The sequence below is a fragment of the Enterobacter sp. MGH85 genome (assembly GCF_001037655.1).
Taxonomy (GTDB): domain Bacteria; phylum Pseudomonadota; class Gammaproteobacteria; order Enterobacterales; family Enterobacteriaceae; genus Enterobacter; species Enterobacter intestinihominis.
Window position 1 is genome coordinate 659,233 of sequence record NZ_KQ089925.1, and the last position, 24,268, is coordinate 683,500.

General features: G+C 56.2%; 25 protein-coding genes. 6 read left to right on the top strand and 19 right to left on the bottom strand.

The annotated features are described in order from the left end of the window. Positions 1–29 precede the first annotated feature (29 nt). Positions 30–1,523, bottom strand: a complete 1,494-nt coding sequence (ubiD, locus tag SK51_RS03035; protein ID WP_100248966.1) for a 4-hydroxy-3-polyprenylbenzoate decarboxylase — start codon at positions 1,521–1,523, stop codon at positions 30–32. Positions 1,524–1,695: 172 nt separating this feature from the next. On the opposite strand from ubiD, the gene rfaH reads away from it, so the two are divergent. Then, positions 1,696–2,187, top strand: a complete 492-nt coding sequence (rfaH, locus tag SK51_RS03040; protein WP_032626529.1) for a transcription/translation regulatory transformer protein RfaH — start codon at positions 1,696–1,698, stop codon at positions 2,185–2,187. On the opposite strand, the gene tatD is transcribed toward rfaH, so the two are convergent. From tatD to udp, 9 genes are all read right to left on the bottom strand, one after another. Continuing rightward, entirely contained in the window at positions 2,184–2,966 is a 783-nt protein-coding gene (gene tatD / locus SK51_RS03045; protein WP_023299055.1) for a 3'-5' ssDNA/RNA exonuclease TatD, read from the bottom strand. The genes rfaH and tatD overlap by 4 nt on opposite strands. A 41-nt stretch (positions 2,967–3,007) precedes the next feature. After that, on the bottom strand, positions 3,008–3,778 hold the full coding sequence (tatC, locus tag SK51_RS03050; RefSeq protein WP_022646678.1) for a Sec-independent protein translocase subunit TatC: 771 nt from the start codon (positions 3,776–3,778) through the stop codon (positions 3,008–3,010). 2 nt (positions 3,779–3,780) lie between these two features. Continuing rightward, positions 3,781–4,323, bottom strand: coding sequence for a Sec-independent protein translocase protein TatB (tatB, locus tag SK51_RS03055; RefSeq protein ID WP_003860783.1), 543 nt, complete (start codon positions 4,321–4,323; stop codon positions 3,781–3,783). 3 nt (positions 4,324–4,326) lie between these two features. After that, on the bottom strand, positions 4,327–4,581 hold the full coding sequence (tatA, locus tag SK51_RS03060) for a Sec-independent protein translocase subunit TatA (RefSeq protein ID WP_022646676.1): 255 nt from the start codon (positions 4,579–4,581) through the stop codon (positions 4,327–4,329). Positions 4,582–4,657: 76 nt separating this feature from the next. Further along, the gene (gene ubiB / locus SK51_RS03065; protein WP_032676717.1) at positions 4,658–6,298 is read right to left on the bottom strand and encodes a ubiquinone biosynthesis regulatory protein kinase UbiB; all 1,641 of its coding nucleotides are present in this window, start codon (positions 6,296–6,298) and stop codon (positions 4,658–4,660) included. After that, entirely contained in the window at positions 6,295–6,900 is a 606-nt protein-coding gene (gene ubiJ / locus SK51_RS03070; protein ID WP_022646674.1) for a ubiquinone biosynthesis protein UbiJ, read from the bottom strand. Before ubiJ ends, ubiB begins: the two co-directional genes overlap by 4 nt. 13 nt (positions 6,901–6,913) lie before the next feature. Then, positions 6,914–7,669 (bottom strand): bifunctional demethylmenaquinone methyltransferase/2-methoxy-6-polyprenyl-1,4-benzoquinol methylase UbiE, encoded by a 756-nt coding sequence (gene ubiE / locus SK51_RS03075; RefSeq protein WP_022646673.1) that lies wholly within the window; start codon positions 7,667–7,669, stop codon positions 6,914–6,916. 66 nt (positions 7,670–7,735) lie between these two features. Further along, on the bottom strand, positions 7,736–9,193 hold the full coding sequence (gene rmuC, locus SK51_RS03080; RefSeq protein WP_023305235.1) for a DNA recombination protein RmuC: 1,458 nt from the start codon (positions 9,191–9,193) through the stop codon (positions 7,736–7,738). Positions 9,194–9,332: 139 nt separating this feature from the next. Further along, a complete protein-coding gene (gene udp, locus SK51_RS03085; protein ID WP_003860792.1) occupies positions 9,333–10,094 on the bottom strand; it encodes a uridine phosphorylase in 762 nt (253 codons plus the stop codon). Positions 10,095–10,353: 259 nt separating this feature from the next. Here udp and SK51_RS03090 point away from each other — a divergent pair, with 259 nt between their 5' ends. After that, a complete protein-coding gene (locus SK51_RS03090; protein ID WP_023305234.1) occupies positions 10,354–11,160 on the top strand; it encodes a dienelactone hydrolase family protein in 807 nt (268 codons plus the stop codon). Positions 11,161–11,207: 47 nt separating this feature from the next. On the opposite strand, the gene metE is transcribed toward SK51_RS03090, so the two are convergent. Then, positions 11,208–13,469 (bottom strand): 5-methyltetrahydropteroyltriglutamate--homocysteine S-methyltransferase, encoded by a 2,262-nt coding sequence (metE, locus tag SK51_RS03095; RefSeq protein ID WP_023305233.1) that lies wholly within the window; start codon positions 13,467–13,469, stop codon positions 11,208–11,210. Between the two features lie 115 nt (positions 13,470–13,584). On the opposite strand from metE, the gene metR reads away from it, so the two are divergent. After that, positions 13,585–14,538 carry an HTH-type transcriptional regulator MetR gene (gene metR, locus SK51_RS03100; RefSeq protein ID WP_015570000.1) on the top strand — a complete coding sequence of 318 codons (954 nt, stop codon included), beginning with the start codon at positions 13,585–13,587 and terminating at the stop codon, positions 14,536–14,538. Here the strand turns inward: metR and SK51_RS03105 are convergent. The 3 genes from SK51_RS03105 to pldB all read right to left on the bottom strand — a co-directional run bounded on the left by SK51_RS03105 (position 14,426) and on the right by pldB (position 17,232). After that, on the bottom strand, positions 14,426–15,325 hold the full coding sequence (locus SK51_RS03105) for a carboxylate/amino acid/amine transporter (RefSeq protein WP_003860795.1): 900 nt from the start codon (positions 15,323–15,325) through the stop codon (positions 14,426–14,428). The genes metR and SK51_RS03105 overlap by 113 nt on opposite strands. A gap of 82 nt (positions 15,326–15,407) precedes the next feature. Beyond that, positions 15,408–16,208 (bottom strand): sugar/pyridoxal phosphate phosphatase YigL, encoded by an 801-nt coding sequence (yigL, locus tag SK51_RS03110; RefSeq protein WP_023299050.1) that lies wholly within the window; start codon positions 16,206–16,208, stop codon positions 15,408–15,410. Positions 16,209–16,239: 31 nt separating this feature from the next. Continuing rightward, entirely contained in the window at positions 16,240–17,232 is a 993-nt protein-coding gene (gene pldB, locus SK51_RS03115) for a lysophospholipase L2 (RefSeq protein WP_022646668.1), read from the bottom strand. Positions 17,233–17,343: 111 nt separating this feature from the next. On the opposite strand from pldB, the gene rhtB reads away from it, so the two are divergent. Continuing rightward, positions 17,344–17,964 carry a homoserine/homoserine lactone efflux protein gene (gene rhtB / locus SK51_RS03120; RefSeq protein WP_023305232.1) on the top strand — a complete coding sequence of 207 codons (621 nt, stop codon included), beginning with the start codon at positions 17,344–17,346 and terminating at the stop codon, positions 17,962–17,964. On the opposite strand, the gene rhtC is transcribed toward rhtB, so the two are convergent. From rhtC to pldA, 3 genes are all read right to left on the bottom strand, one after another. Further along, a complete protein-coding gene (gene rhtC, locus SK51_RS03125; RefSeq protein WP_006179256.1) occupies positions 17,961–18,581 on the bottom strand; it encodes a threonine export protein RhtC in 621 nt (206 codons plus the stop codon). The two genes, rhtB and rhtC, sit on opposite strands and share 4 nt — an antisense overlap. A gap of 61 nt (positions 18,582–18,642) precedes the next feature. Then, positions 18,643–20,472 carry an ATP-dependent DNA helicase RecQ gene (gene recQ / locus SK51_RS03130; protein ID WP_032626543.1) on the bottom strand — a complete coding sequence of 610 codons (1,830 nt, stop codon included), beginning with the start codon at positions 20,470–20,472 and terminating at the stop codon, positions 18,643–18,645. Between the two features lie 90 nt (positions 20,473–20,562). Continuing rightward, positions 20,563–21,432: a phospholipase A gene (pldA, locus tag SK51_RS03135; protein ID WP_022646666.1), complete on the bottom strand. Its 870-nt coding sequence runs from the start codon at positions 21,430–21,432 to the stop codon at positions 20,563–20,565. 160 nt (positions 21,433–21,592) lie between these two features. On the opposite strand from pldA, the gene yigI reads away from it, so the two are divergent. Together yigI and rarD are read left to right on the top strand one after the other, a co-directional pair. Beyond that, a complete protein-coding gene (gene yigI, locus SK51_RS03140; protein WP_032676718.1) occupies positions 21,593–22,060 on the top strand; it encodes an acyl-CoA thioesterase YigI in 468 nt (155 codons plus the stop codon). A 51-nt stretch (positions 22,061–22,111) separates the two neighbouring features. Further along, positions 22,112–23,008, top strand: a complete 897-nt coding sequence (rarD, locus tag SK51_RS03145; RefSeq protein WP_023305230.1) for an EamA family transporter RarD — start codon at positions 22,112–22,114, stop codon at positions 23,006–23,008. Between the two features lie 43 nt (positions 23,009–23,051). Here rarD and corA read toward each other — a convergent pair whose 3' ends face one another. Then, positions 23,052–24,002, bottom strand: coding sequence for a magnesium/cobalt transporter CorA (gene corA / locus SK51_RS03150; RefSeq protein ID WP_003860807.1), 951 nt, complete (start codon positions 24,000–24,002; stop codon positions 23,052–23,054). 150 nt (positions 24,003–24,152) lie between these two features. After that, complete coding sequence (ysgD, locus tag SK51_RS25555) at positions 24,153–24,209, bottom strand: YsgD/CorL family protein (RefSeq protein WP_212743980.1); 57 nt, start codon at positions 24,207–24,209, stop codon at positions 24,153–24,155. Positions 24,210–24,268 lie beyond the last annotated feature (59 nt).

Below are 24,268 nucleotides of genomic sequence, written 5' to 3' on the forward strand. Positions count from 1 at the left end.
TGTCGGGAAGTCTATAGGGCTAAACGGTCTTATTCTGCCTTACCGTTATTCATTATGGCCAGCTCGTCCCAGATCGCGTCAATTCGCGCGGTCACGGCAGGATCTTTTTCAATCGGGCGACCCCATTCACGGTCGGTTTCGCCAGGCCATTTGTTCGTGGCATCCAGTCCCATTTTTGAACCAAGGCCGGAAACCGGCGAGGCAAAGTCCAGATAATCAATCGGCGTGTTTTCCACTAACACCGTATCACGCGCCGGATCCATACGCGTGGTGATGGCCCAGATGACGTCATTCCAGTCGCGGGCATTGACGTCATCATCGCAGACAATCACAAACTTGGTATACATAAACTGGCGCAGGAAAGACCATACGCCCATCATCACGCGCTTAGCGTGACCGGCATACTGCTTCTTCATCGTCACCACCGCCAGGCGATACGAACACCCTTCCGGCGGCAGATAAAAATCAACAATTTCCGGGAACTGCTTTTGCAGGATCGGCACGAACACTTCGTTCAGCGCCACGCCAAGTACCGCCGGTTCATCCGGTGGGCGGCCGGTGTAGGTAGAGTGATAAATGGCATCTTCACGCTGGGTAATGTGCGTGACGGTGAATACCGGGAAGTTATCCACTTCGTTGTAATAGCCGGTGTGGTCGCCGTACGGTCCTTCGGGTGCCAGCTCGCCCTGTTCAATGTAACCTTCCAGCACGATCTCTGCGCTGGCTGGCACTTCCAGGTCATTGGAGATGCACTTCACCACTTCGGTTTTGGTACCGCGCAGCAGCCCTGCAAAGGCATATTCAGACAGCGTATCAGGAACAGGCGTCACCGCGCCCAGAATGGTTGCCGGATCGGCACCCAGCGCGACGGAAACCGGGAAGCGTTCGCCCGGATGGGCCGCGCACCACTCCTGGAAATCCAGCGCGCCACCGCGGTGGGACAACCAGCGCATGATGAGCTTGTTCTTGCCAATCAGCTGCTGGCGATAAATGCCGAGGTTTTGACGCTCTTTATGCGGCCCACGCGTCACGGTGAGGCCCCAGGTAATCAGCGGTGCGGCATCTTCAGGCCAGCACTGCATGATGGGAATTTTGGTCAGATCAACTGCATCGCCTTCCAGCACTATTTGCTGGCATGGCGCGCCGCGCAGGCGTTTGGTGGGCATATTCAACACCTGCTTAAACTGCGGCAGCTTGTCGAACAGGTCGCGGAACCCTTTTGGCGGCTCCGGCTCTTTCAGAAAGGCCAGCAGTTTGCCCACTTCACGTAACGCCGTGACATCTTCCTGCCCCATGCCCATCGCCACGCGGCGAGGTGTGCCAAACAGGTTGCACAGTACCGGCATGGCGTAGCCTTTTGGGTTTTCAAACAGCAACGCCGGGCCGCCCGCGCGCAGGGTGCGGTCAGCGATTTCTGTCATTTCCAGATACGGATCAACAGGAAGCGTAATGCGTTTGAGTTCGCCCTGCTTTTCCAGCAGCGCCAGGAAGTCGCGTAGATCGTGGTATTTCATGCAGTTAATCATGGCCTCTCTATAAGCGCTTCATTATACGGCGTAAGACCGCGTGATGCTGTAATTTTGTTAAATTAGCGTGAACTTCCACGACTTACTCTCTTTTTCGCCATTATAATCACCTTAGCGATCCCGCCAGGGTTTTGGTATGCTTGCGCCCCGAACAATGGGAAGAGTGATTATGCAGGCCTGGTATTTACTGTATTGCAAACGCGGGCAACTTCAGCGCGCACAGGAACATCTTGAACGTCAGTCTGTTAACTGCCTGACGCCCGTGATCACGCTTGAAAAAATGCAGCGTGGAAAACGCACGACCGTCAGTGAGCCTCTGTTCCCGAACTATCTGTTCGTTGAGTTCGACCCCGAAGTGATCCACACCACGACGATCAGCGCCACGCGCGGCGTCAGCCATTTTGTGCGTTTTGGCGCCCATCCGGCAAGAGTACCGTCATCGGTTATTCATCAGCTCTCTGTCTACCAGCAGCCTGAAGATATTACCGATCCGGAAACCCCTTATGCCGGGGACAGCGTGGTGATCACCGAAGGCGCTTTTGAAGGGTTACAGGCCATCTTCGCTGAACCAGACGGTGAAGCGCGTTCTATGCTGCTGCTCAACCTGCTGAACAAAGAGGTGTTGCAGAGCGTTAAAAACACCGATTTCCGCAAAGTTTAGAACTGCACGCCGAACAGACGACGCACGTTGTCATCGGTTTGGGCTGCCAGCCACTGCGCATCTTCCCCGCGCCAGTACGCCACTCGCTCAGCAATGTGTCCCAGATAAGCCGGTTCGTTACGTCGTGATGCCGGTTTGGGCTGCATATCCCGGGGCAACAGATACGGCGCATCCGTTTCCAGCAACAAACGATCGGCCGGGATTACGGATAACAGCTCGCGCAGCTCCAGCCCACGACGCTCATCGCACACCCAGCCCGTGATACCCAAGTAAAGCCCGCGGTTCAGGCAATCCAGCGCTTCCTGACGGGAGCCCGTAAAGCAGTGCAACACCGCGCCTGGCAGTTTCTCCAGCCAGGGGTCCAGTAGCGCCAGAAAACGTTCATGCGCATCGCGACAGTGCATAAACACCGGCATCCCCAGCTCTGCAGCCAGCGCGAGCTGGGCGGTAAATGCCTTCTCCTGCTCTTCAGGCGTCGAGAAGTTACGGTTGAAATCAAGCCCGCATTCGCCAATGGCAACCACTTCTGGCGTAGCCGCCAGACGATGAAGCGCCTCAGCGCTTTCATGCGTCCACTGGCTGCTGTCATGAGGATGCACGCCTGCGGTGGACCAGCAGTGTTGATAGCGTTGCGCCAGCTGCCGTGCCTGCTCACTCTCATGCAGATTTGTTCCCGTCAGTAACAGCCCGTTCACGCCGGCGGCAAAGGCGCGCGCCACCACCTCATCGCGGTCTTTCGCAAACTGGGCGCTGGTCAGGTTAAGCCCGATATCAAACATACGTATCCCCATATGACAACCGCCCTGACGGGCGGTTGGTTTTATTCTTTAGTGGTCTCTTCAGACGGCTCGTCTTCTTCGTCCCGGGTACGCCCCTTTCCGACGTAGAAACGAGCGAAGAATACGCCGACTTCAAACAGGCAGTACATGGGTATCGCCAGTAAGGTTTGCGAGAAGACGTCCGGTGGCGTTAACAGCATACCTACGACAAATGCCCCTACCAGGATGTACGGGCGCTTCTTACGCAGATCGTCAGGCGTGGTCACCCCCACCCAGCAGAGCAGGACAATCGCGACGGGCACCTCGAAGGCGACACCAAAGGCCATAAACAGCGCCATAACGAAGCTGAGGTAGCTGGCGATGTCCGTCGACACCTGTACCCCTTCCGGCGCGGTATGCGTCAGGAAGCCGAAGGCCAGCGGGAAGACAACGAAGTAGGCGAACGCCATACCGATATAAAACAGCAGCGAACTGGACACCAGCAGCGGAATAACCAGCTTGCGTTCATGCCTGTACAGCGCGGGTGCCACAAATGCCCAGACCTGATACAAAATGACCGGCGCAGAGGCAATCAACGACACCCAGAAGGTCAGCTTGATCGGGGTAAAGAACGGCGAAGCAACGTCCGTTGCAATCATCGTTGCGCCCAGCGGCATCTGCTTAATCAGCGGTGCGGAAACCACCTGATAGATATCGTTGGCAAAATAGACCAGACATAAAAAAATGAGGAAAACCGCAATAATGCAGTTTAACAGACGCTTACGCAGCTCAATGAGGTGCGTAATCAGCGGTTGAGTATCATCTACTGCCATGTTTACGCTTTATCACTCGACGAGGGGGATGATTCGGAAACGGGCGCGGCGGGTTTTACCTCAGCCGTTTTGACCACGGGCTCTTCCGGCGGCACCTGCTTTTTCACTTCGGGCTCCTGCGGCGATTGCTCTGGCGAAGCAGCCTGATGTTCCGCGCTGGAAGGCGTCACACCCTCGCGCTGCTCTTCGCTGCCCTTCACCACCGGATTATGGATGGTGTTTGCTTCATCACTCGCCTTCTCAGGATCGTTAATGCTGTATGAGCGCTTCATGGATTCAGCCGCTTCGCGCAACTCATCCATGGATGCTTTCAGCTCCGGCGTCAGGTTGTCCATGCTCGCCTTTTCAACCTTTTTCAGGCTGTCCTGAAATTCCTGAAGCTTCAGTTCCTGCGCCAGCTCGTTCTGCACGGTCGTTGCCAGCGAACGGAGCGCACGCACCCAGCCCACGACAGTTTTTACCGCAACGGGTAAACGCTGCGGCCCCAGCACAATCAAACCAATCACAAAGACCAGCAGTAACTCACCAAAACCAATGTCGAACACGAATTACACCTGCTCTTTATCGTGACGTTTGGCCTCTTCCTTTTTGGCTTCGTCCTGCTTATCGGCGATAGATTTAGCGGTAAAATCAGCGTCCTGACCGCTTTTTTCCTGCTTATTCTCATCATCGCTCATGGCTTTCTTGAAGCCTTTGATTGACGCGCCCAGGTCGGAACCAATTGATCCGAGTTTTTTCGTGCCGAACAGCAGCACAACGATGACGGCAATGATCACTAACTGCCAGATACTGATACCACCCATGCGTGTTCCCCAGTGATAGATGATTAATTAGTCAGATCGCATTATACGTATGCAATCCCTCGATAGCGACGCTAATTCAGCGTGTTTTTTGCCAGCCAGCAAGCCAGACAACCACACCGGCAGCCATAATCCAGGCTGGCATCATTTCCCAGTCCGGACGATTGATCAACAGCAACGTGCCGCTTATCAGCAGCGTCGCGCCAATTCCGAAGAGATAGCGGGACTGCCCCTGACGCACGCGACTGGATTGAAGCTCGTGCGCGATTTTATCCATGCTGTGCTGAAGGTTCTTGCTCTGACGCAAACTGTCGTAAACCAGTTCAGGAATTTCTGGCATTTTTTCAATCCAGAACGGGCCTTTCTCTTTAAGCGAGCGAACCAGGGCTGGAATACCGACCTGATCCTTAATCCAGGATTCGAGGAACGGTTTCGCGGTTTTCCACAAGTCTAACTGAGGATAGAGCTGGCGGCCTACGCCCTCAACGTAAAGTAATGTTTTCTGAAGTAAAACTAATTGTGGCTGCACTTCCATATTAAAACGGCGTGCGGTGTTGAACAGGTTGAGCAGAACATGCCCGAAAGAGATCTCTGAGAGCGGCTTTTCAAAAATTGGCTCACAGACGGTACGGATCGCAAATTCAAACTCTTCCACGTTGGTATCTGGCGGAACCCAGCCTGAATCCACGTGCAGTTCGGCCACCTTACGGTAGTCGCGATTGAAGAAAGCGATAAAGTTCTCGGCGAGATAACGCTTATCCTCTTTATTCAGCGAGCCGACAATACCGCAGTCGATGCCAATGTACTTCGGATCTTCCGGGTGCTCATAGCTGACGAAAATGTTGCCCGGATGCATGTCAGCATGGAAGAAGCTGTCGCGGAAAACCTGAGTAAAGAAGACCTGCACACCGCGCTCGGCCAGCAGCTTCATGTTGGTGCCCTGTTTTTCCAGCGCTACCACGTCCGAGACCGGGATGCCGTAGATACGTTCCATCACCATCATGTTCTGACTGCAATAGTCAGAATAGACTTCCGGAACATACAGCATCGGACTGTCTTCAAAGTTTCGACGCAGCTGAATGGCGTTCGCCGATTCACGCAGCAGGTTAAGTTCATCGATGAGCGTTTTTTCGTATTCCCGTACCACTTCCAGCGGACGCAGACGGCGGCCATCCGGCAACAGACGCGGCACCCAGCGAGCCAGGCGATAGATCAGCTTCATGTCCGCTCTGATAACCGGCAGGATATCCGGGCGAATCACCTTAATGACCACCTCTTTGCCATTCTCCTTCAGGCGCGCGGTGTGAACCTGCGCAATAGAGGCAGAGGCCAGAGGCTGAATGTCGAAACCATCAAACCAGGTCTCGATGGGGATATTGCCCATCGCTTCTTCGATTTGTTTCTTCGCTCTCTCTCCGTCAAACGGAGCGACGCGGTCCTGCAATAGCGCGAGCTGATCGGCAATCTGCGGCGGGAAAAGGTCGCGACGCGTTGAGAGCATCTGCCCAAACTTGATCCAGACCGGTCCCAGCTCCTGCAACGCAAGACGCAGGCGTGCGCCCAGCTCCTGATCCTTATGGCGATTCGGCATCCAGAACAGCGTGCGACGCCAAAGCCGAAGCGGCAGGGTGATACGCATTCTGGGGATAAGCTCGTCGAGCCCGTAGCTCAAAAAGGTGCGAACGATAAAATAGAGGCGCCGAATTTCACCAGGCGTCATTTGCCCTCCAGTTTTTCAAGCCGTTTGGTTAACGCATCAACTGCGCGCTCAACTGCCGCGGTCTCTTCTGCAAACCAGGCGACTTCTAAAGGCCCAGGCGCCATACGCCACTCTTCGGTCAGCACCTCGGCAGCATAGCGCTGTTGACGGAGCAGGCCTTTACGCAGGAAAGTGGAACCCGTGCGCAGCGTTTTGCTTATCCCTTCAGCTGCGATGTCGCCGATATAGGGCGCCAGCAGTTCCGCGGGGTCAAATTCAGCCTGATCGCTGAGTGCAACGAAGTTCTGTACCACCTGAATATCGCCCTCGACCTCCAGCTCACCGCTGCGAATAAGCGCCGTCATCTGCTGACGGTCACGCAGTTTTGGCAATACGCTCATGTGCGTAATCACCGAGCAGTCAGCCTCGCCTTCCCACTCCCCCAGAACGTCAAGCTGGCGTTCGCTGAAGACCAGCACAAGCGGCGTCGAGAACTCTTTTAAAACAATACGCAGCACCTTTCCGTTAAGCCGCTGACGTGCGGTTTTCAGCGCCGGGGCGCGATACAGAAAGGCATTCAGTACATTCTCGATGCCTGCGGTGACTAAGGGTTTAATGGGCACGGGAAACCTCCACTCAGAACTTGTAACCACGATGCAGCGCGACGACACCCGCCGTCATATTGAAGTATTCCACGTTTTCAAACTCCGCATCCTGCATCATCGCTTTCAGCGTGTCCTGATCCGGGTGCATTCGGATGGATTCGGCCAGATAACGGTAACTTTCTGCATCGTTTGCCACCAGCTCGCCGATGCGCGGCAGAACGTGGAAGGAATAGGCATCGTAAGCTTTGCTCAGCGGGTCGATAATCGGTTTAGAAAACTCAAGTACCAGCAGTCGGCCACCCGGCTTCAGCACGCGGTACATAGAGCGCAGCGCTTTATCTTTATCGGTCACGTTACGCAGGCCGAAGGAGATGGTGATGCAGTCGAACGTATTGTCCGGGAACGGCAGCGCTTCGGCGTTGGCCTGAACATATTCAACGTTGCCTACCACGCCGATGTTACGCAGCTTTTCGCGTCCCATTTTCAGCATGGAGTCGTTGATATCTGCCAGCACCACGCGACCGGTTTCGCCAACCAGACGGGAGAATTTAGCGGTCAGATCCCCTGTGCCGCCGGCTAAATCCAGTACCTTTTGTCCACGGCGCACGCCGCTGCAATCAATAGTGAAGCGCTTCCACAAGCGATGAATGCCAAATGACATCAAATCATTCATCACATCGTACTTCGCCGCCACGGAATGAAATACGTGGGCCACCATGTCAGCTTTCTGCGCTTTGGCGACAGTCTGAAAGCCAAAGTGCGTTGTGTCTTGTGAATCGTCAACCATCTCAGAGCCTGCTAATCAGTCAAATGTTCGTGAAGTGTAACAGATTGGGCGCATTTGCCCTACGTTTCAACCACCGCGAAAGAAACGCGCCGACTGCGCTTCGGGGGATAAACTCGCCGCTAACCCATTGTCTTCATTGCGGCTATTTTGCTCACCATCGCCTTCACGCAGACGAAACTCTTCGTCCTGAGCCGTAGCCTGCTCCACCAGTTCCGGATTAATCTCGCGTTTAACTTCCACCCCCAGGCTGCGAAACGCCTCCGCTTGCGCCAGCAAATTGCCGCGCCCGGAGGAGAGTTTTTTCATCGCCTGGCGGTAGTTATCCTGCGCGCGATCCAGGCTTTGCCCCACCGAGGACATATCGTCCACAAACAGCCGCATTTTGTCGTACAGCTTGCTGGCGCGATCGGCAATCTGCTGCGCGTTACGGCTTTGGTGCTCATAACGCCACAGGTTGGCAATGGTACGTAACGCCACCAGAAGCGTGGTGGGGCTGACCAGCATAATGTTATTTTTCAGCGCTTCGGTGATCAGTTCGGGCTGTCTGTCGAGCGCCAGCAGGAAGGCTGGCTCAACCGGAATGAACATCAGCACATAATCCAGCGATCGCAGCCCCGGCAACTGTTGATAATCTTTTCTGCCCAGCAGACGGATATGGTTACGCACGGAGGCGATATGCTCCTGCAACGCTGTTTCGCGGGTATAGTCATCTTCCGCGTTGAAGTAGCGCTCATAGGCCACCAGCGTCATTTTGGCGTCGATAACCACATCTTTGCCCTGCGGCAGACGAACAATGACATCCGGCTGCATCCGCGAGCGCGCATCGTTTTCAATGCTGACCTGCGTTTCGTATTCGTATCCTTCACGCAGGCCAGAGGCCTCCAGCACGCGCGTCATGACCACTTCGCCCCAGTTTCCCTGCGCTTTGTTATCACCTTTCAGTGCGCGCGTCAGGTTAACCGCCTCCTGAGCCATCTGCGCATTCAGCTGCTGGAGATTACGGATCTCATGCGCCAGCGTGTGGCGCTCGCGAGCCTCCTGACCAAAGCTGTCCTGCACCTGACGGCGAAAGCCGTCCAGCTGTTCACGCAGCGGCGTCAGAAGGCTGTTCAGGCTCTGGCGGTTCTGCTCATCCACGCGGCGATTGCTGTGCTCAAAAATGCGGTTCGCGAGGTTCTCAAACTGCTCGCTAAGACGCTGCTCGCTGTTGATCATCTGACGGATTTTGTCTTCGGCGTGCAGTTGGGTGGATTCAAGGCGGGTGGTCACTTCCCGGAGATCGGCCTCCAGCGAGGTGTTAATGTCGCGCAGATTGCGCAGTTCGTTATTGAGCAGTTCACACTCATCGCGCCAGTGGTCACACAGCGTAAGCTGTTGTTTCGTCGCGCTGAGTTCGGCGACGATCTCTTCGCGCTCTGCCAGCTGATCGGCTTTCTGCTGAGCATGTTGGTAGCCGCAAATGAGCCAGCCAATCCCCACGCTCACCAGCGCAACTACCGCATAAACCAGGATTGAGATATCCACAATGCCCCCTGCATCCACGTGTAACCCGCACAAAATAGAATTGTGCTGTATGAACGTCCAGTTTGAAAGGGTTTTCCTGCGAGGCGTTACGCAAAAAAGAAAGGCCGAGCATGTCGGCCTTTTAGCACTGAAGAGAGAATTAGATCAGACGGCGCGCCGCTTCAACCACGATTTTCACCGCATGGCTTTCAGTCTGCTTCATGGTTTCAGCGTTCGGGATCTCCTGCTGGGTACGGTTGACGATAACGCCCGCCACCATACCGGCACGCAGACCCTGGCTTGCGCACATGGTCAGCAGCGTCGCAGATTCCATTTCGTAGTTCATGACGCCCATCGACTGCCACTCTTCCATTGAGCCTTTGAAACGGCTCACCACGCGACCAGAGAAGGTGTCGTAACGCTCCTGGCCCGGGTAGAAGGTATCGGAAGATGCAGTGACGCCCACGTGGGTGGTGGCGCCCACGGATTTCGCCGCTTCAACCAGCGCGGTGGTGCATTCGAAATCAGCCACTGCCGGGAATTCCATCGGTGCAAAGTGCAGGCTTGCCCCGTCCAGACGCACGGATGCGGTGGTAACCAGCACGTCGCCCACGTTGATGTGCGGCTGAATGGCGCCTGTGGTGCCAATGCGCAGGAAAGTACGAATGCCCAGCTGTGCCAGCTCTTCAACGGCGATAGAGGTAGACGGGCCACCGATACCGGTAGAGCACACGATCACCGCTTTACCGTCCAGCTCTGCGCGCCAGGTGGTGAATTCGCGATGCGCTGCCAGCTTAACCGGCTTATCCATCAGCGCGGCGATCTTTTCCACACGCTCAGGATCGCCAGGGACGATAGCAAGCGTAGCCCCTTGTAAATCGTTTTTAGTGAGGCCGAGATGAAAAACATCAGACTTAGACATAGGTGACTCCTCTGTGGGTCGGTTTGTCAGAAGAAGTAAAACGGTACTTTACAGAAGCAATGTGCATTATTTCGTGACACACCTCACCATGAATGAAAATGATTGCAGTTAATTTCCATAAAATGGTGATTCACATCACATTAACAAGTTATATCGCCGGGTGCTGCACAAAAGATAGACGCTATAAGGCACTGTGGGTTGTTAACCTGGTGTCTATATTTATCTTTGCGCTAATCCATTCATTGGTACGGAGAATGCCATGACTGAAAAAACCGGTTTTGCACCAGCTGCGGCCCCGCATGCTTCAACCATCGTCTCAACCCCTGAAGAGGCCATTACCGCAGGCGAGACCTCCATTCCCTCCCAGGGAGAGAACATGCCAGCGTACCACGCGAGGCCAAAATCCGCCGATGGCCCGCTGCCCATCGTGATCGTGGTGCAGGAAATATTTGGCGTTCATGAACATATTCGCGACCTCTGCCGCCGTCTGGCGCTGGAGGGTTACCTGGCCGTTGCGCCGGAACTCTATTTCCGTCAGGGCGATCCGAATGATTACAGCGACATCCCGACGCTGTTCAGCAACCTGGTCAACAAAGTGCCGGACGCGCAGGTGCTGGCCGATCTCGACCACGTTGCCAGCTGGGCAGCGCGCAACGGTGGCGATGCGCATCGTCTGATGGTGACTGGCTTCTGTTGGGGCGGACGCATTAGCTGGTTGTACGCCGCGCATAACCCGCAGCTAAAAGCGGCCGTGGCCTGGTACGGCAAGCTGGTGGGTGAAAAAACGCTGAATTCACCGAAGCAACCTGTTGATATTGCCACGGATTTAAATGCGCCTGTGTTGGGGCTCTATGGCGGTCAGGATACCGGGATCCCGCTTGATACGGTCGAGACCATGCGCCATGCGTTGCGCGCAGCAAACGCGAAGGCGGAAATTGTGGTGTATCCGGAAGCCGGGCACGCCTTTAATGCCGATTATCGTCCGAGCTATCACGCGGAATCGGCGAAAGATGGCTGGCAGCGGATGCTGACATGGTTTAGCCAGTACGGCGGGAAAAAAGCGTAAAAGCAAAAAGCCCGGTGGCGGCTACGCCTGACCGGGCCTACATTTCATCAAGCCTGACGCAAATTCTGCGCCGCCTGCACCATGTTCGCCAGCGCCGCGCGGGTTTCAGGCCAGCCACGGGTTTTCAGGCCGCAGTCCGGGTTTACCCAAAGACGTTCCGCCGGGATGCGCTGGGCCGCTTTTTGCAGCAGCGATTCAATCCACTCCACGCTTGGCACATTCGGGGAGTGAATGTCGTACACGCCCGGCCCGATTTCGTTCGGGTAGTCGAACTCTTCGAACGACTCCAGCAGCTCCATGTCTGAACGCGAGGTCTCGATGGTGATCACATCGGCGTCGAGCGCGGCAATGGAGTCCATGATGTCGTTAAATTCGCAGTAACACATGTGGGTGTGGATCTGCGTATCGTCCTTCGCGACAGCCGCGTTGAGGCGGAACGCCTCCACGCCCCACTGTAAGTAAGCATCCCAGTCGCTGCGACGCAGCGGCAAACCTTCACGCAGCGCAGGTTCATCGATCTGAATGATGCCAATCCCGGCCGCTTCCAGATCCGCAACTTCATCGCGCAGCGCCAGGGCGATCTGTTTGGCGATGGTTTCCCGGGTTACGTCTTCACGCGGGAACGACCAGTAGAGAATGGTCACCGGACCCGTCAGCATGCCTTTTACCGGTTTGTCGGTCAGAGACTGGGCATACTTCGCCCACTCCACGGTAATCGCTTCCGGGCGGCTGACGTCGCCAATCACCACCGGCGGCTTCACGCAGCGGGAGCCGTAGCTCTGCACCCAACCGTTCTGGGTAAAGACAAACCCGTCCAGGTGCTCACCGAAGTATTCCACCATGTCGTTACGCTCGGCTTCACCGTGCACCAGCACGTCCAGACCTAAACGTTCCTGCTCGATAATCGCCTGTTTGATGTGTTCCGCAATACCGGTGCGGTAGTGATTCGCATCCAGATTGCCCTTTTTGAAGTCCAGGCGCAGGCTGCGGATCTCGGTAGTCTGCGGGAAGGAGCCGATTGTCGTGGTCGGCCACGCGGGCAGGTTAAAGCGCGCACGCTGGGCTTCGGCGCGCACTTCATACGGGCTCTGGCGCTGGCTGTCCTGGGCGGTGATGGCCGCCAGACGTTTTTCCACTGCCGGGTTATGCACGCGCGTCGAGTGACGGCGCGCCTGGATCGGAGCGCTCCAGTCGTTAATCGCTGCCGTGTCGCCGCTGTTCAACGCGTCGCGCAGCAGAGCCAGCTCCTCACACTTTTGCAGGGCGAAGGCAAACCAGCTTTTCACCTCAGGGTCGAGTCGGGTCTCCACGCTCAGGTCAATCGGGCTATGCAGCAGGGAACAGGAAGAGGCCACCCACAATTCACGTTTACCGACTATGTCTTTAATTTGTGCATATTTCTCGGTGAGATCGGCACGCCAGACGTTACGACCATTCACCAGACCGGCAGAGAGCAGCCAGTCCACTGGCAGACGCTTGTGCAACTCTGCTACATCGTCTTTGCCGTGAACGAGGTCAACGTGCAGACCCTGAACCGGCAGCGCGGTAATGGTTTTCAGGTTCGGCGTGACGCCTTCGAAGTAGGTGGTCAGCAGCAGCTTCACCTGCCCGGTGAGCGCGTTATACGCCGGTTTGAAGGCGTCCAGCCACGCCTGCGGCAGCTCAAGCACCAGCGCCGGTTCATCGATTTGCACCCACTGAATGCCGCGTTTGCCCAGCTCAATCAGCACCTGCTTATAAACCGGCAGAATGTCGTTCAGCAGGCTGAGGCGGTCGAACTGTTCGCCTTTCACTTTGCCCAGCCACAGGTAGGTTATCGGCCCCAGCAGCACGGGTTTCACCTGGTGACCCAGCGCCAGCGCTTCGTCCACTTCATCCAGAAGCTGGGTCCAGGTCAGTTTGAACTGCTGGCCTTTAACGAACTCCGGCACCATATAGTGATAGTTGGTGTTGAACCACTTGGTCATTTCCGCCGCCGCCGCTGGCTCACCCGTTGGCGCGCGGCCACGGCCGATGCGGAACAGGGTATCGATATCCACCGATCCATCGTTGTTCTGATGACGAGCCGGCACGTTGCCAAGCAGCAGGCTGGTGGTCAAAACATGGTCGTACCAGGCGAAATCGCCCACCGGCAGCAGGTCAATGCCCGCCTGTTTTTGCTGATCCCAGTGACGCGCGCGCAGCTCACGTCCCACCGCCAGCAGTTCTTCACGGGTGGCGTTACCTGCCCAGTAGCTTTCTTGCGCTTTTTTTAGCTCGCGACGCAGGCCAACGCGAGGGAAACCGAGAGTGTGAGTGCGGATTGTCATGGTATGCCCCTTGTGAAATTCGTTATTTAGACGTCCAGATGTTTACACATCTATAATTGGCAGGTACTGTATATTCCTCAAGCGCAAAATGTTCATGGCGAAGTGAAGGACTTTCATGATCGAGATAAAACACCTGAAAACGCTACAAGCGTTGCGGAACTGCGGTTCTCTTGCGGCGGCAGCGGCCACGCTGCACCAGACTCAGTCTGCCCTTTCTCACCAGTTCAGCGATCTGGAACAACGCCTCGGCTTTCGTCTTTTTGTGCGTAAGAGCCAGCCTTTGCGCTTTACGCCGCAGGGCGAAATTTTGCTTCAGCTGGCGAACCAGGTGCTGCCGCAGATTGCCAGCGCGTTGCAGTCCTGCAACGAGCCGCAGCAGACCACCCTGCGCATCGCCATTGAGTGTCACAGCTGTATTCAGTGGCTGACCCCCGCGCTTGAGAACTTCCGCCAGAAGTGGCCGCAGGTGGAGATGGACTTCAAGTCCGGCGTCACGTTTGATCCGCAGCCGTCGCTTCAGCAGGGTGAGCTGGATCTGGTGATGACCTCAGATATTCTGCCGCGCAGCGGTCTGCACTATTCGCCAATGTTTGATTTTGAGGTACGTCTGGTGCTGGCCCCGGACCATCCGCTGGCCGCCAAAACGCGTATCACGCCGGAAGATCTGGCAACGGAGACCCTGCTGATTTACCCGGTACAGCGCAGTCGTCTGGATATCTGGCGCCATTTCCTGCAACCCGCAGGCATCAGCCCACAGCTGAAAAGCGTGGATAACACGCTGCTGTTAATTCAGATGGTGGCGGCCAGAATGGGAATTGCGGCGCTGCCGCACTGGGTGGTCGAGACGGTTGAACGCCAGGGTCTGGTGGTTACCAAAACCCTGGGTGAAGGACTGTGGAGCCGGCTGTACGCCGCCGTGCGCGACGGCGAGCAGCGTCAGCCGATTACGGAAGCGTTTATTCGCTCAGCGCGGAACCACGCGTGCGACCATCTTCCGTTTGTGCGGAGCGCGGAGCGACCCAGCGGCGATGTACCCACAGCGAAGCCAGGATCACCGTTCCCCCAATAAGGAAACTCGGCCAGTGCGGCTGTTCCTGCCAGATGGCGAGGTTCACCAGTAGCCCCGCCGGCACATGCACGTTGTTCATGATCCCCAGCGTTCCGGCGTCTACCTGCGTCGCGCCGTAGTTCCACATAAAGTAGCCCAGCCCCGAGGCCACCACGCCCAGCCAGACCAGAACGCTCCACTGCACGGGGGTGGTCGGCAGCTTTTGCGGGTTGCCGAGCATAAACCATGCCGCAATCGCGACAATCGCTGCGCCCATATAGAACCACGCAAACGCGTTATGCTGCGGCATCGGGCGGGTCTCCATGAGGCGTTTGTAGCCCACCATCCCGATGGCGAAGCTGATATTGGCGAGCTGGACGAACATCAGCCCGGTCCAGAAGTGATCGCTCACCTTGTCATAGCGAATTATCGCCGCGCCAATGACTGCCAGCGCAGCGCTCAGCAGATATCCCCAGCGCAGGCGGCGCCTGCTGAGCAGGTCGTAAATCAGCGTGATATAGAGCGGCGTGAGCACGGTAAAGAGCAGAAATTCCGAGACGGAGAGGTAGACGTAAGCCCGGAAGCTGAACAGGTACATGATGCCGAGCTGCATTGCGCCCACCAGCATATACAGCAGAATGGTTTTCAGCGATTGCCCGCGGGTACGCAGGAACGGCAGGAACACCAGCGCCGCCAGCCCCACACGCATCAGCACCGAAAAGTAGCTGTCGACCGATCCGGCAAGGTATTCGCCAATCAGGCTAAAGGAGAAGGCCCACAGGATAGTGGTGATAATGAGTAGCGCCACAATGCTTGTCTCTCAGAAAGAAGGAGAGGCATTGTAGCGAACTCTTTAGTTGACATCTGAACAATAAACAATCAAATGAAGATTATTCAAGGAACAGTTTGCGCAAATACTTAGGTACCGCGTTGTCTGCGTTGGTGCCAATCACTTCCAGCTCCGGGTGCAGATCTTTCAGGCGCTGGTGCGCGTTCTGCATGATGCAGCCTTTGCCCGCCATGGAGAGCATCTCGGCATCGTTCATGCCATCGCCGAACGCGATGCAGTCTTTCAGATCAAAGCCCAGACGCTTCGCGACCGCTTCCAGCGCGTGACCTTTGGACACCCCGCCCGCCATCACTTCCAGACAAGTCAGCGTGGAGAAGCTCACGTTCACGCGGTCTCCCCAGCGGGCGTTGATCGCCTGCTCCAGCGGAAGCAGCGCTTCGTGACTTTCGCAGGTAAAGAACACCTTGCTGATCCCTTCAGGATCCAGCAAACCCGGTTCATACAGGGAGTAGTTGAAGACGGCTTCCTTGAAGAAACGCATTTCGTCCGGGCGATGACGGTTCATAAACCACTCGTCGTCGCGATAAACGTTAGTGACGATATCCGGGTTGTTATGCACAATGCCGAACAAATCAGTGGCGATGTCGCGATCGAGATTGTGGGTAAAAATCAGGTTGCCGTCCGTGTCGTGTACGCGCGCACCGTTGGAGGTGATCATGTACGACTTGATCTCCAGGTTATCGCGGATCTGCCCCACGTCCACGTGGTGGCGGCCGGTGGCGAACACAAAGTTCACGCCACGGGCAGTCAGGAGTTTTAAGGTCTCTTTCGCATAAGGCGACAGGGTGTGGTCGGGGGAAAGCAGCGTGCCATCTAAATCAGATGCAACAACCTGGTACATAGGGATTTCAACCTCTGGTGGAAAACAATAATCAGTTATGCCTGTTGAAAAATTCAACAATGGCGTTGAGCGCGACTGAGCGCATAGCGTCCTTTTCAAAAAGGATCTCATGGTACGCACCGTTGATGACCAGCGGTTTACCCCCTTCACAGGGATGGCCCGCCGCGGCGCGAAGTTCACAATAGCGGTCATGCATGCGGTTATCCACCACACGCTCTTCTTCCGCCTGGATCAGGAGCGTCGGCGTGTCATCATCGCCTACGCCCGCCAGCACCTGCTCACCGGCATGAATACCTTCCCGCACCCAGTGCCAGGTGGGGCCGCCGACCCGCAGACGCGGTTCATCGGCATAAAAACGCAGGTTGCGGCGATAACGCTGCCGACTGTGGGTTAACACGTTGATGGCAAACGGCAACGCCCGCCAGCGTCCTGTTCCGATGGCATAGCCTTCACGAATGCGCTGATGGCCCTCAGCCCAGTCGAGAAGATGGCGCACCATCCAGTCAGGAAAACGTATCACAATGCCGTACATCGGCGCGGTCAGCGCAATGGCGTCGCACTGGTGCTTATGGCGCTGCAAAAACAACGTCGAGATCGCGCCCCCCATGGAGTGGGCAAGAATATAACGCTTGCGCCACGGTCCGGGCTGCACTTCCTGCTGCCAGAACGCGGCCAGATCGTCGACGTAATCGCTGAAGTTATCCACGTGGCCGCGATGGGTATCCGGCAGCATCCGGCCGGAAAGCCCCTGCCCGCGATGGTCGATAATTAACACATCAAAGCCCAGATGGAACAGGTCATACGCCAGCTCGGCATATTTGATATAGCTTTCGATGCGCCCGGGGCAAACCACAATCACCCGGTCATTTTTTTCATCATGGAAACGAACGAAGCGTACCGGGATATCCCCGACGCCCATAAACTCATCTTCCTCACGCTGGCGCCAGAAATCGGTCAGCGGCCCCATGGAGAAAGCAGCAAATGCGTTTTCTCGTGTTTCCCAGTCCTTTTTCTGCTGAAACATTGGGTTTCCACCCCCCGTAATTCAGGGAATATCGTTTTTTTCGTCACCGGTCACAAAATGACTCAACAATAGCGTATTGTGGCATAAAAACAGACGATCCGGGAGTTTCAAATGACCTTCGAGTGGTGGTTCGCTTACCTGCTGACATCCATCATCCTCAGCCTTTCACCTGGCTCGGGCGCAATCAACACCATGACCACCTCCATTAATCACGGCTATCGCGGCGCGGCGGCGTCAATTGCCGGTTTACAGACAGGGCTTGGCATTCACATTGTGCTGGTGGGGATTGGTCTGGGCACGCTGTTCTCCCGTTCGGTGCTGGCCTTCGAAGTGCTGAAATGGACTGGCGCAGCGTATCTTATCTGGCTGGGCATTCAGCAGTGGCGCGCCGCAGGCTCGATTGATCTGCATACGCTCTCCCGGACGCAAACACGCGGCCACCTGTTTAAGCGCGCGGTATTCGTTAACCTGACCAACCCGAAAAGCATTGTGTTCCTCGCCGCCCTGTTCCCGCAGTTTATCGTGCCGCATCAGCCCCAGGTGATGCAGTACGTGGTGCTGGGCGCGACAACCATTATTGTCGATATCATTGTGATGATTGGTTACGCGACGCTGGCGCAGCGAATTGCGGCGTGGATCAAAGGGCCTAAGCAGATGAAGGCCCTGAACAAAGTCTTTGGTTCGCTGTTTATGCTGGTTGGCGCGCTGCTTGCGTCAGCGCGTCATGCTTAGCGAGAAATGATGAGATGAATGCCGAAGCCGGCGAACAGTGCGCCGGCAAAGCCGTCGATCCACTTCGCGATGCGCTGGTAGCCGCGACGCATCGCCGGTAAAGCAAACAGGCTTGCCACAACGGTAAACCAGGCGAACGTCTCAACAACGATTAGCAGGAAGATCCCCCAGCGCGCGCCCGCACCGACGTTATCCCCCACAAACAGCGAGAACACAGAGCCGAAGTAAATAATCGCTTTCGGGTTCGCCAGGTTAGTCAGCAGCCCTTTCACAAAGCTACGGCCGCCCGTTGCCAGCTCAACCTTTGGCTCTTCCGGCTTTTTCTCTTCTTTCTTCAGCGCCCCGCGCAGCATCTGGTAGCCCATCCAGCACAGGTACAGACCGCCGCCAACCATGATGATGTTATGCAGCCACGCCATTTTCGCCAGGATCAGGTTCAGACCAAGCAGCGCAACCGCCGCCCAGACCATAACGCCCATGGTGATACCGAGCACACCCATCATCGCCTCTTTGCGGGAGCGGCTGACGGCCGTTTGTGACACGAAGAAGAAGTCAGGGCCAGGGCTCATCAGCGCAACAATGTGCACTAACGCCACGGTGAGAAATAGCATTAACATAATTAACTCGCGGGGAAATAATGTAGTGAGTCATCATCCTGGCACTTTTTCGCCCGGCTGACTACTCCTCATCATCACCATCAGCGTGGGAACGGATAAGCGCCATAAACTCTTTACCAAAGCGCTCCAGTTTGCGCGTGCCGACGCCGTTGACGCTGAGCATCTCGCTGGCGCTCAGTGGCATTTGCTCGGCCATCTCGATCAGCGTCGCGTCATTGAACACCACGTATGGCGGGATGTTCTCTTCATCGGCAATGGCTTTACGCAGCTTGCGCAGCTTGGCGAACAGCTTGCGATCGTAGTTGCCGCCGTAGGATTTCTGCATCACGCGCGGCTTCAGGGCGACGACGCGCGGAACGGCGAGCTTCAGTTCAACCTCACCGCGCAGGACCGGTCGCGCCGCTTCGGTAAGCTGAAGCGCAGAGTGCTGGGCAATATTTTGCGTGGCAAAGCCGAGATGGATCAGCTGGCGGATGATGCTTACCCAGTGCTCGTGGCTCTGGTCTTTCCCGATGCCGTAAACCGGCAGCTTGTCGTGCCCCATGTCGCGGATACGCTGGTTGTTAGCCCCACGCAGCACTTCGACGACGTAGCCCATCCCAAAGCGCTGGTTCACGCGTCCGATAGTCGAGAGCGCTTTGCGCGCGTCCATCAGACCGTCGTACTGCTTCGGCGGGTCGAGGCAGATATCGCAGTTGCCGCACGGCGCCTGTCGCCCTTCACCAAAGTAGTTGAGCAGTACCAGACGGCGGCAAGTTTGCGCTTCGGCGAAGGCACCCATCGCGTTAAGCTTGTGGCGTTCGATATCCTGCAACTGCCCCTGCGGTTTCTCCTCGAGACAGCGGCGCAGCCACGCCATATCCGCCGGATCGTAAAACAGCATCGCTTCCGCAGGCAGGCCATCACGCCCGGCGCGGCCGGTTTCCTGATAATAGGATTCGATATTGCGCGGGATATCAAAGTGCACCACAAAGCGCACGTTGGGCTTGTTGATCCCCATCCCGAACGCCACCGTTGCGACCACGATTTGCAGGTCGTCGCGCTGGAATTTTTCCTGTACGTCGGCGCGGATGTGGTTTTCTAACCCGGCATGGTATGCCGCCGCGCTAAAGCCGCGATTTTGCAGACGCGCAGCGGTGTCTTCCACCTTCGCGCGGCTGTTGCAGTAGATGATGCCGGACTTGCCGCGCTGCTCCTGCACGTAGCGCAGGAGCTGATCCAGCGGCTTGAATTTTTCCATCAGCATATAGCGGATGTTCGGCCGGTCGAAGCTGCTGACCTGAATATAGGGGTCTTTCAGCCCCAGCAGGCGAACGATATCCTGACGCGTGGTGTCATCCGCCGTGGCGGTAAGCGCCATAAACGGCAGCTCAGGGAAGCGCTGACGCAGCTGACCGAGGGCGGCGTATTCCGGGCGGAAATCGTGCCCCCACTGGGAGATACAGTGCGCTTCATCCACCGCCAGCAGCACCGGGTTCCAGTGCGCCAGGTGGTCGAGGAAGTTGTCCAGCATCAGGCGCTCTGGCGCGATATACAGCAGGCGGATCTGCCCGGTGCGGCACCCGGCCATCACCTCTTGCTGCTGCTCGCGGGTTTGCGTCGAGTTAAGACAGGCCGCCGCCACGCCGTTGGCAAGCAGCTGGTCGACCTGGTCTTTCATCAGGGAAATAAGGGGGGAGACCACAACCGTCAGGCCATTAAGTACCAGCGCGGGCACCTGATAGCAGAGCGATTTTCCGCCGCCGGTCGGCATGACCACCAGGCAATCGCGGCCTTCCAGCACGGTTTCAATGATGGTTTCCTGGCCAGGACGGAACTGCTGGTAGCCAAAGGTTTCATGCAAAACCTGTTTAGCCAGCGATTCCTGATTCAATACTTCCGCCTGCGCCACGTTAACCCCATATGCCAGAAATGAAACAGGCGCTATTTTCAGCGCCTGAGAGAGAAACTTCAACGTTTAACGCAAAAACATTCGAGCAGTTTAGAAAATATCGTTCAGCATGACGCCCACACCAACGCGGGTCTGGTTGAAGTTATAGTCAATCAGCGATTCGCCATAACCGCTATACACCTGGGTATAGAGACGAACGTGCTTCGTCACCGGATAGCTCAGGCCCAGCTCTGCGCCGCCGTAGCCGGTATTCCAGTTGTACTGCCCTTTGGCGCTCAGCACCGCGTCACCCAGCTGATAGCCCACTTTAAGCTGATAATAGCCCATGTATTTGGTGATATCCGGGTTGTCATCGGTGCTGCCCACCACGTACCACGGCTTCACTTCCACCATGAAATTGCCGTTCTGCGCCATCAGACGCGTATAGACGCGATTCCAGCTGCGTGAGGTTGGGTCGGAACGACCGTTGGAATCGTGGTTATAGCCCACCTCCACGTCGCGCAGCGTCCAGCCTGCAAACTCATAATCAGTGGCGAAACCGAGGAACAGCTGCGGTTCATAGTTGGTTTCGCGGAACGGTGAAGATTCCCCGCTGTTGGAGAGCTGCCACCATGACTTCTGCGTGTAAGATGCACCAAGCACCGAGTTCGGCCCCAGGATGCCGCGCCATAACGGGAAGGCCAGGCTGAGCTGGAACTTCACCTCATCTTTACGCGCATTGTCAGACCAGTTATAGGAGCTTATCGCCTCTTTGTTGAGATCGCTGGTCTGGGTATAGATCACGTAGTTTGTGTCATAGGGGTAGAGCGTGAACGGATTGTCATGCTCCTGAAGCATATTGGCGATGATGCTGCCCTGAACGGCAGGTTTATCATGCACTTCTTTGATCGTCGCTTCCTGCGCATATGCTGTGAGGGGCAGCGCAACCGCCGCCAGTAACCAACCCAGATACGTCCGCATCGGTGGTGTTCTCCTGAAATTGTGACATTTAATGAATAGTTTTGTCCGGGCATTCTACAGACTTCTGCGATAACTTCCGCTTCCTCGTTTCTTAAAGTGGCATTCCTTTATCCTGAAGCATAAAATCAACATTTTGTTAACAACAAGGATGCCACGTCAGATGTCAGCCACACTCACCGCCGAAGAAACCTTAAAGCTCGTGGGCGAGATTTTTGTGTACCACATGCCATTCAACTGTGCACTGGGTCTTGAGCTGGAGCGATACGAAAAAGACTTCGCTCAGCTGAGTTTCAATAATCAGCCAATGATGGTCGGTAACTGGGCGCAAAGCATTTTGCACGGCGGGGTGATTGCCTCTGCGCTGGACGTGGCGGCCGGTCTGGTGTGCGTGGGCAGCACGCTGACGCGCCATGACACCATCAACGAAGATGAATTACGCCAGCGCCTGTCGCGCATGGGCACCATCGATTTACGCGTCGACTATCTGCGACCGGGACGCGGAAACCGCTTCACCTGCACCAGCAGCCTGCTGCGCGCCGGGAATAAAGTTGCCGTCGCCCGCGTTGAGCTGCATAACGAGGAGCAGGTTTATATCGCCAGCGCAACCGCCACTTATATGGTGGGTTGAGACGGCAAATTCGGGTAAAATTACTTCACTTTTTTGTAACGGATTTTCCCGATGGATGCTAAACAGACGCGGCAGGGCGTTTTACTCGCCCTTGCCGCTTATTTTATTTGGGGTATCGCACCGGCGTACTTCAAGCTTATCGCCTATGTCCCGGCGGACGAGATCCTCACTCACCGCGTCATCTGGTCGTTTTTCTTTATGATTGCGCTGATGAGCATCAGCCGTCAGTGGTCAGGCGTCAAAACGCTACTGAAAACCCCGAAGAAGGTCTTCCTGCTTGCCCTCTCTGCGGTGCTGATTGGCGGAAACTGGCTGCTGTTTATCTGGGCGGTGAATAACCATCACATGCTCGAAGCCAGCCTGGGCTACTTCATTAACCCGCTGGTGAACATCGTGCTGGGGATGATTTTCCTCGGCGAACGTTTCCGCCGGATGCAGTGGGTGGCGGTGATTCTGGCCCTCTGCGGCGTGCTGGTGCAGCTGTGGACCTTCGGTTCACTGCCGGTTATCGCCCTGGGGCTGGCGTTCAGCTTTGCCTTCTACGGCCTGGTGCGTAAAAAAATCGCCGTGGAAGCGCAGACGGGAATGCTGTTTGAAACCCTGTGGCTGCTGCCTGTCGCGGCGATCTACCTGTTCGGTATTGCCGACAGCGCCACCAGCCACATGAGCAGCAACCCATGGTCGCTGAACCTGATGCTGATGGCGGCGGGCGTGGTCACGACGATTCCCCTGCTGTGCTTCACCGGCGCGGCAACGCGTCTGCGTCTCTCGACGCTTGGCTTCTTCCAGTACATTGGCCCGACGCTGATGTTCCTGCTGGCGGTGGTGTTTTACGGCGAGGTGCCGGGTGCGGATAAGATGGTGACGTTTGCCTTTATCTGGGTGGCGCTGGCGATTTTCGTTGCGGATGCAATTTATACCCAGCGCAGGACTCGCAGAGGAATTTAGGTGCTTTGTAGGGCGGGTAAGCGCAGCGCCACCCGCCTGATTTTTACAACCAGTTCTTCCGCTTGAAGTACAGGTACGGCGCCAGCCCGGCGAGGATCATAAAGATAATCGCCCCCGGGTAGCCAAAGCTCCACTTCAGCTCCGGCATAAACTCAAAGTTCATCCCGTAGCTGGATGCCACCAGCGTCGGCGGCAGGAACACCACGGAAACCACCGAGAAGATCTTAATGATGCGGTTCTGCTCGATGTTGATAAAGCCCATTGCCGCCTGCATCAGGAAGTTGACCTTCTGGAACAGGGATTCGTTGTGCGGCAGCAGGGATTCGATATCGCGTAAGATCTCACGCGCCTGCTCCAGCTGACCGCCCGGCAGACGCGCCTTGCGAACCAGGAAGTTCAGCGCGCGCTGGGTATCCATCAGACACAAACGCACCTTCCAGCCGATATCTTCCAGCTCTGCCAGCGTGGACAACGCTTCGTCGTACTCATCACCCTGATGGCCTTCCATGATCACGCGGCTCAGCTTTTCCAGGTCGCTGTAGATGTTTTCGATTTCATCCGCCAGCTGTTCGATTTTGGTTTCGAACAGATCCAGCAGCAGCTCATAGGCGTTACCGTCCATCATCGCCTGGCTGCGGGCGCGCATGCGGTAGAGACGAAACGCAGGCAGTTCGCGCTCGCGCAGGGTGAACAGGCGGCCATCGCGGATGGTGAACGCCACGGTGGAGTTCCCCGCGTGGTCTTCGGCATCTTCGAAGAAGAAGAAGGAGTGAATGTGCAGGCCGTCTTCGTCTTCAAAAAAACGGGCGGATGCTTCGATGTCTTCCAGTTCCGGGCGTGTCGCCAGGCTTTGCCCCAGTTCAGATTGTACGCGAAGGCGCTCATCGTCGTCCGGCTCGACCAGATCCACCCATACGGCATCAATGAGGGGCTGTGACTCTTCGGCTTCAAGCCGAGTCAGTCGGTTATTTTCGAGTTGAAATGCGCTCAACATGACCGGGACTCCCAATGCAAAAAATATCGGACAGTTCGGTGGGCACACAGAAACAAATTGGGTTTCAGACCATTAAACAGCCTGACTCAGCGCGACGGGAATGAGGCAGTCGCTGACAACCACTAAGGCCATCAGCAAGAGGAGATAGCCTTAGGAGTTGTTCCTGGATGACAGGGAATTGAGCCAGTATCTACTGGGTGTGTCCAAGGCGAATGTCCTCTTAGCGTAATCGTGCGCGCATGTTACGCCAGCAATAACTGTGGCGT

Coding starts and splice junctions, on each gene's coding strand:
- rfaH (WP_032626529.1), top strand. CDS start 1,696: ATGCAGGCCTGGTATTTACTGTATTGCAAACGCGGGCAACTTCAGCGC.
- tatD (WP_023299055.1), bottom strand. CDS start 2,966: ATGTTTGATATCGGGCTTAACCTGACCAGCGCCCAGTTTGCGAAAGAC.
- tatC (WP_022646678.1), bottom strand. CDS start 3,778: ATGGCAGTAGATGATACTCAACCGCTGATTACGCACCTCATTGAGCTG.
- tatA (WP_022646676.1), bottom strand. CDS start 4,581: ATGGGTGGTATCAGTATCTGGCAGTTAGTGATCATTGCCGTCATCGTT.
- ubiB (WP_032676717.1), bottom strand. CDS start 6,298: ATGACGCCTGGTGAAATTCGGCGCCTCTATTTTATCGTTCGCACCTTT.
- ubiE (WP_022646673.1), bottom strand. CDS start 7,669: ATGGTTGACGATTCACAAGACACAACGCACTTTGGCTTTCAGACTGTC.
- udp (WP_003860792.1), bottom strand. CDS start 10,094: ATGTCTAAGTCTGATGTTTTTCATCTCGGCCTCACTAAAAACGATTTA.
- SK51_RS03090 (WP_023305234.1), top strand. CDS start 10,354: ATGACTGAAAAAACCGGTTTTGCACCAGCTGCGGCCCCGCATGCTTCA.
- metE (WP_023305233.1), bottom strand. CDS start 13,469: ATGACAATCCGCACTCACACTCTCGGTTTCCCTCGCGTTGGCCTGCGT.
- metR (WP_015570000.1), top strand. CDS start 13,585: ATGATCGAGATAAAACACCTGAAAACGCTACAAGCGTTGCGGAACTGC.
- yigL (WP_023299050.1), bottom strand. CDS start 16,208: ATGTACCAGGTTGTTGCATCTGATTTAGATGGCACGCTGCTTTCCCCC.
- pldB (WP_022646668.1), bottom strand. CDS start 17,232: ATGTTTCAGCAGAAAAAGGACTGGGAAACACGAGAAAACGCATTTGCT.
- rhtB (WP_023305232.1), top strand. CDS start 17,344: ATGACCTTCGAGTGGTGGTTCGCTTACCTGCTGACATCCATCATCCTC.
- rhtC (WP_006179256.1), bottom strand. CDS start 18,581: ATGTTAATGCTATTTCTCACCGTGGCGTTAGTGCACATTGTTGCGCTG.
- pldA (WP_022646666.1), bottom strand. CDS start 21,432: ATGCGGACGTATCTGGGTTGGTTACTGGCGGCGGTTGCGCTGCCCCTC.
- yigI (WP_032676718.1), top strand. CDS start 21,593: ATGTCAGCCACACTCACCGCCGAAGAAACCTTAAAGCTCGTGGGCGAG.
- rarD (WP_023305230.1), top strand. CDS start 22,112: ATGGATGCTAAACAGACGCGGCAGGGCGTTTTACTCGCCCTTGCCGCT.
- corA (WP_003860807.1), bottom strand. CDS start 24,002: ATGTTGAGCGCATTTCAACTCGAAAATAACCGACTGACTCGGCTTGAA.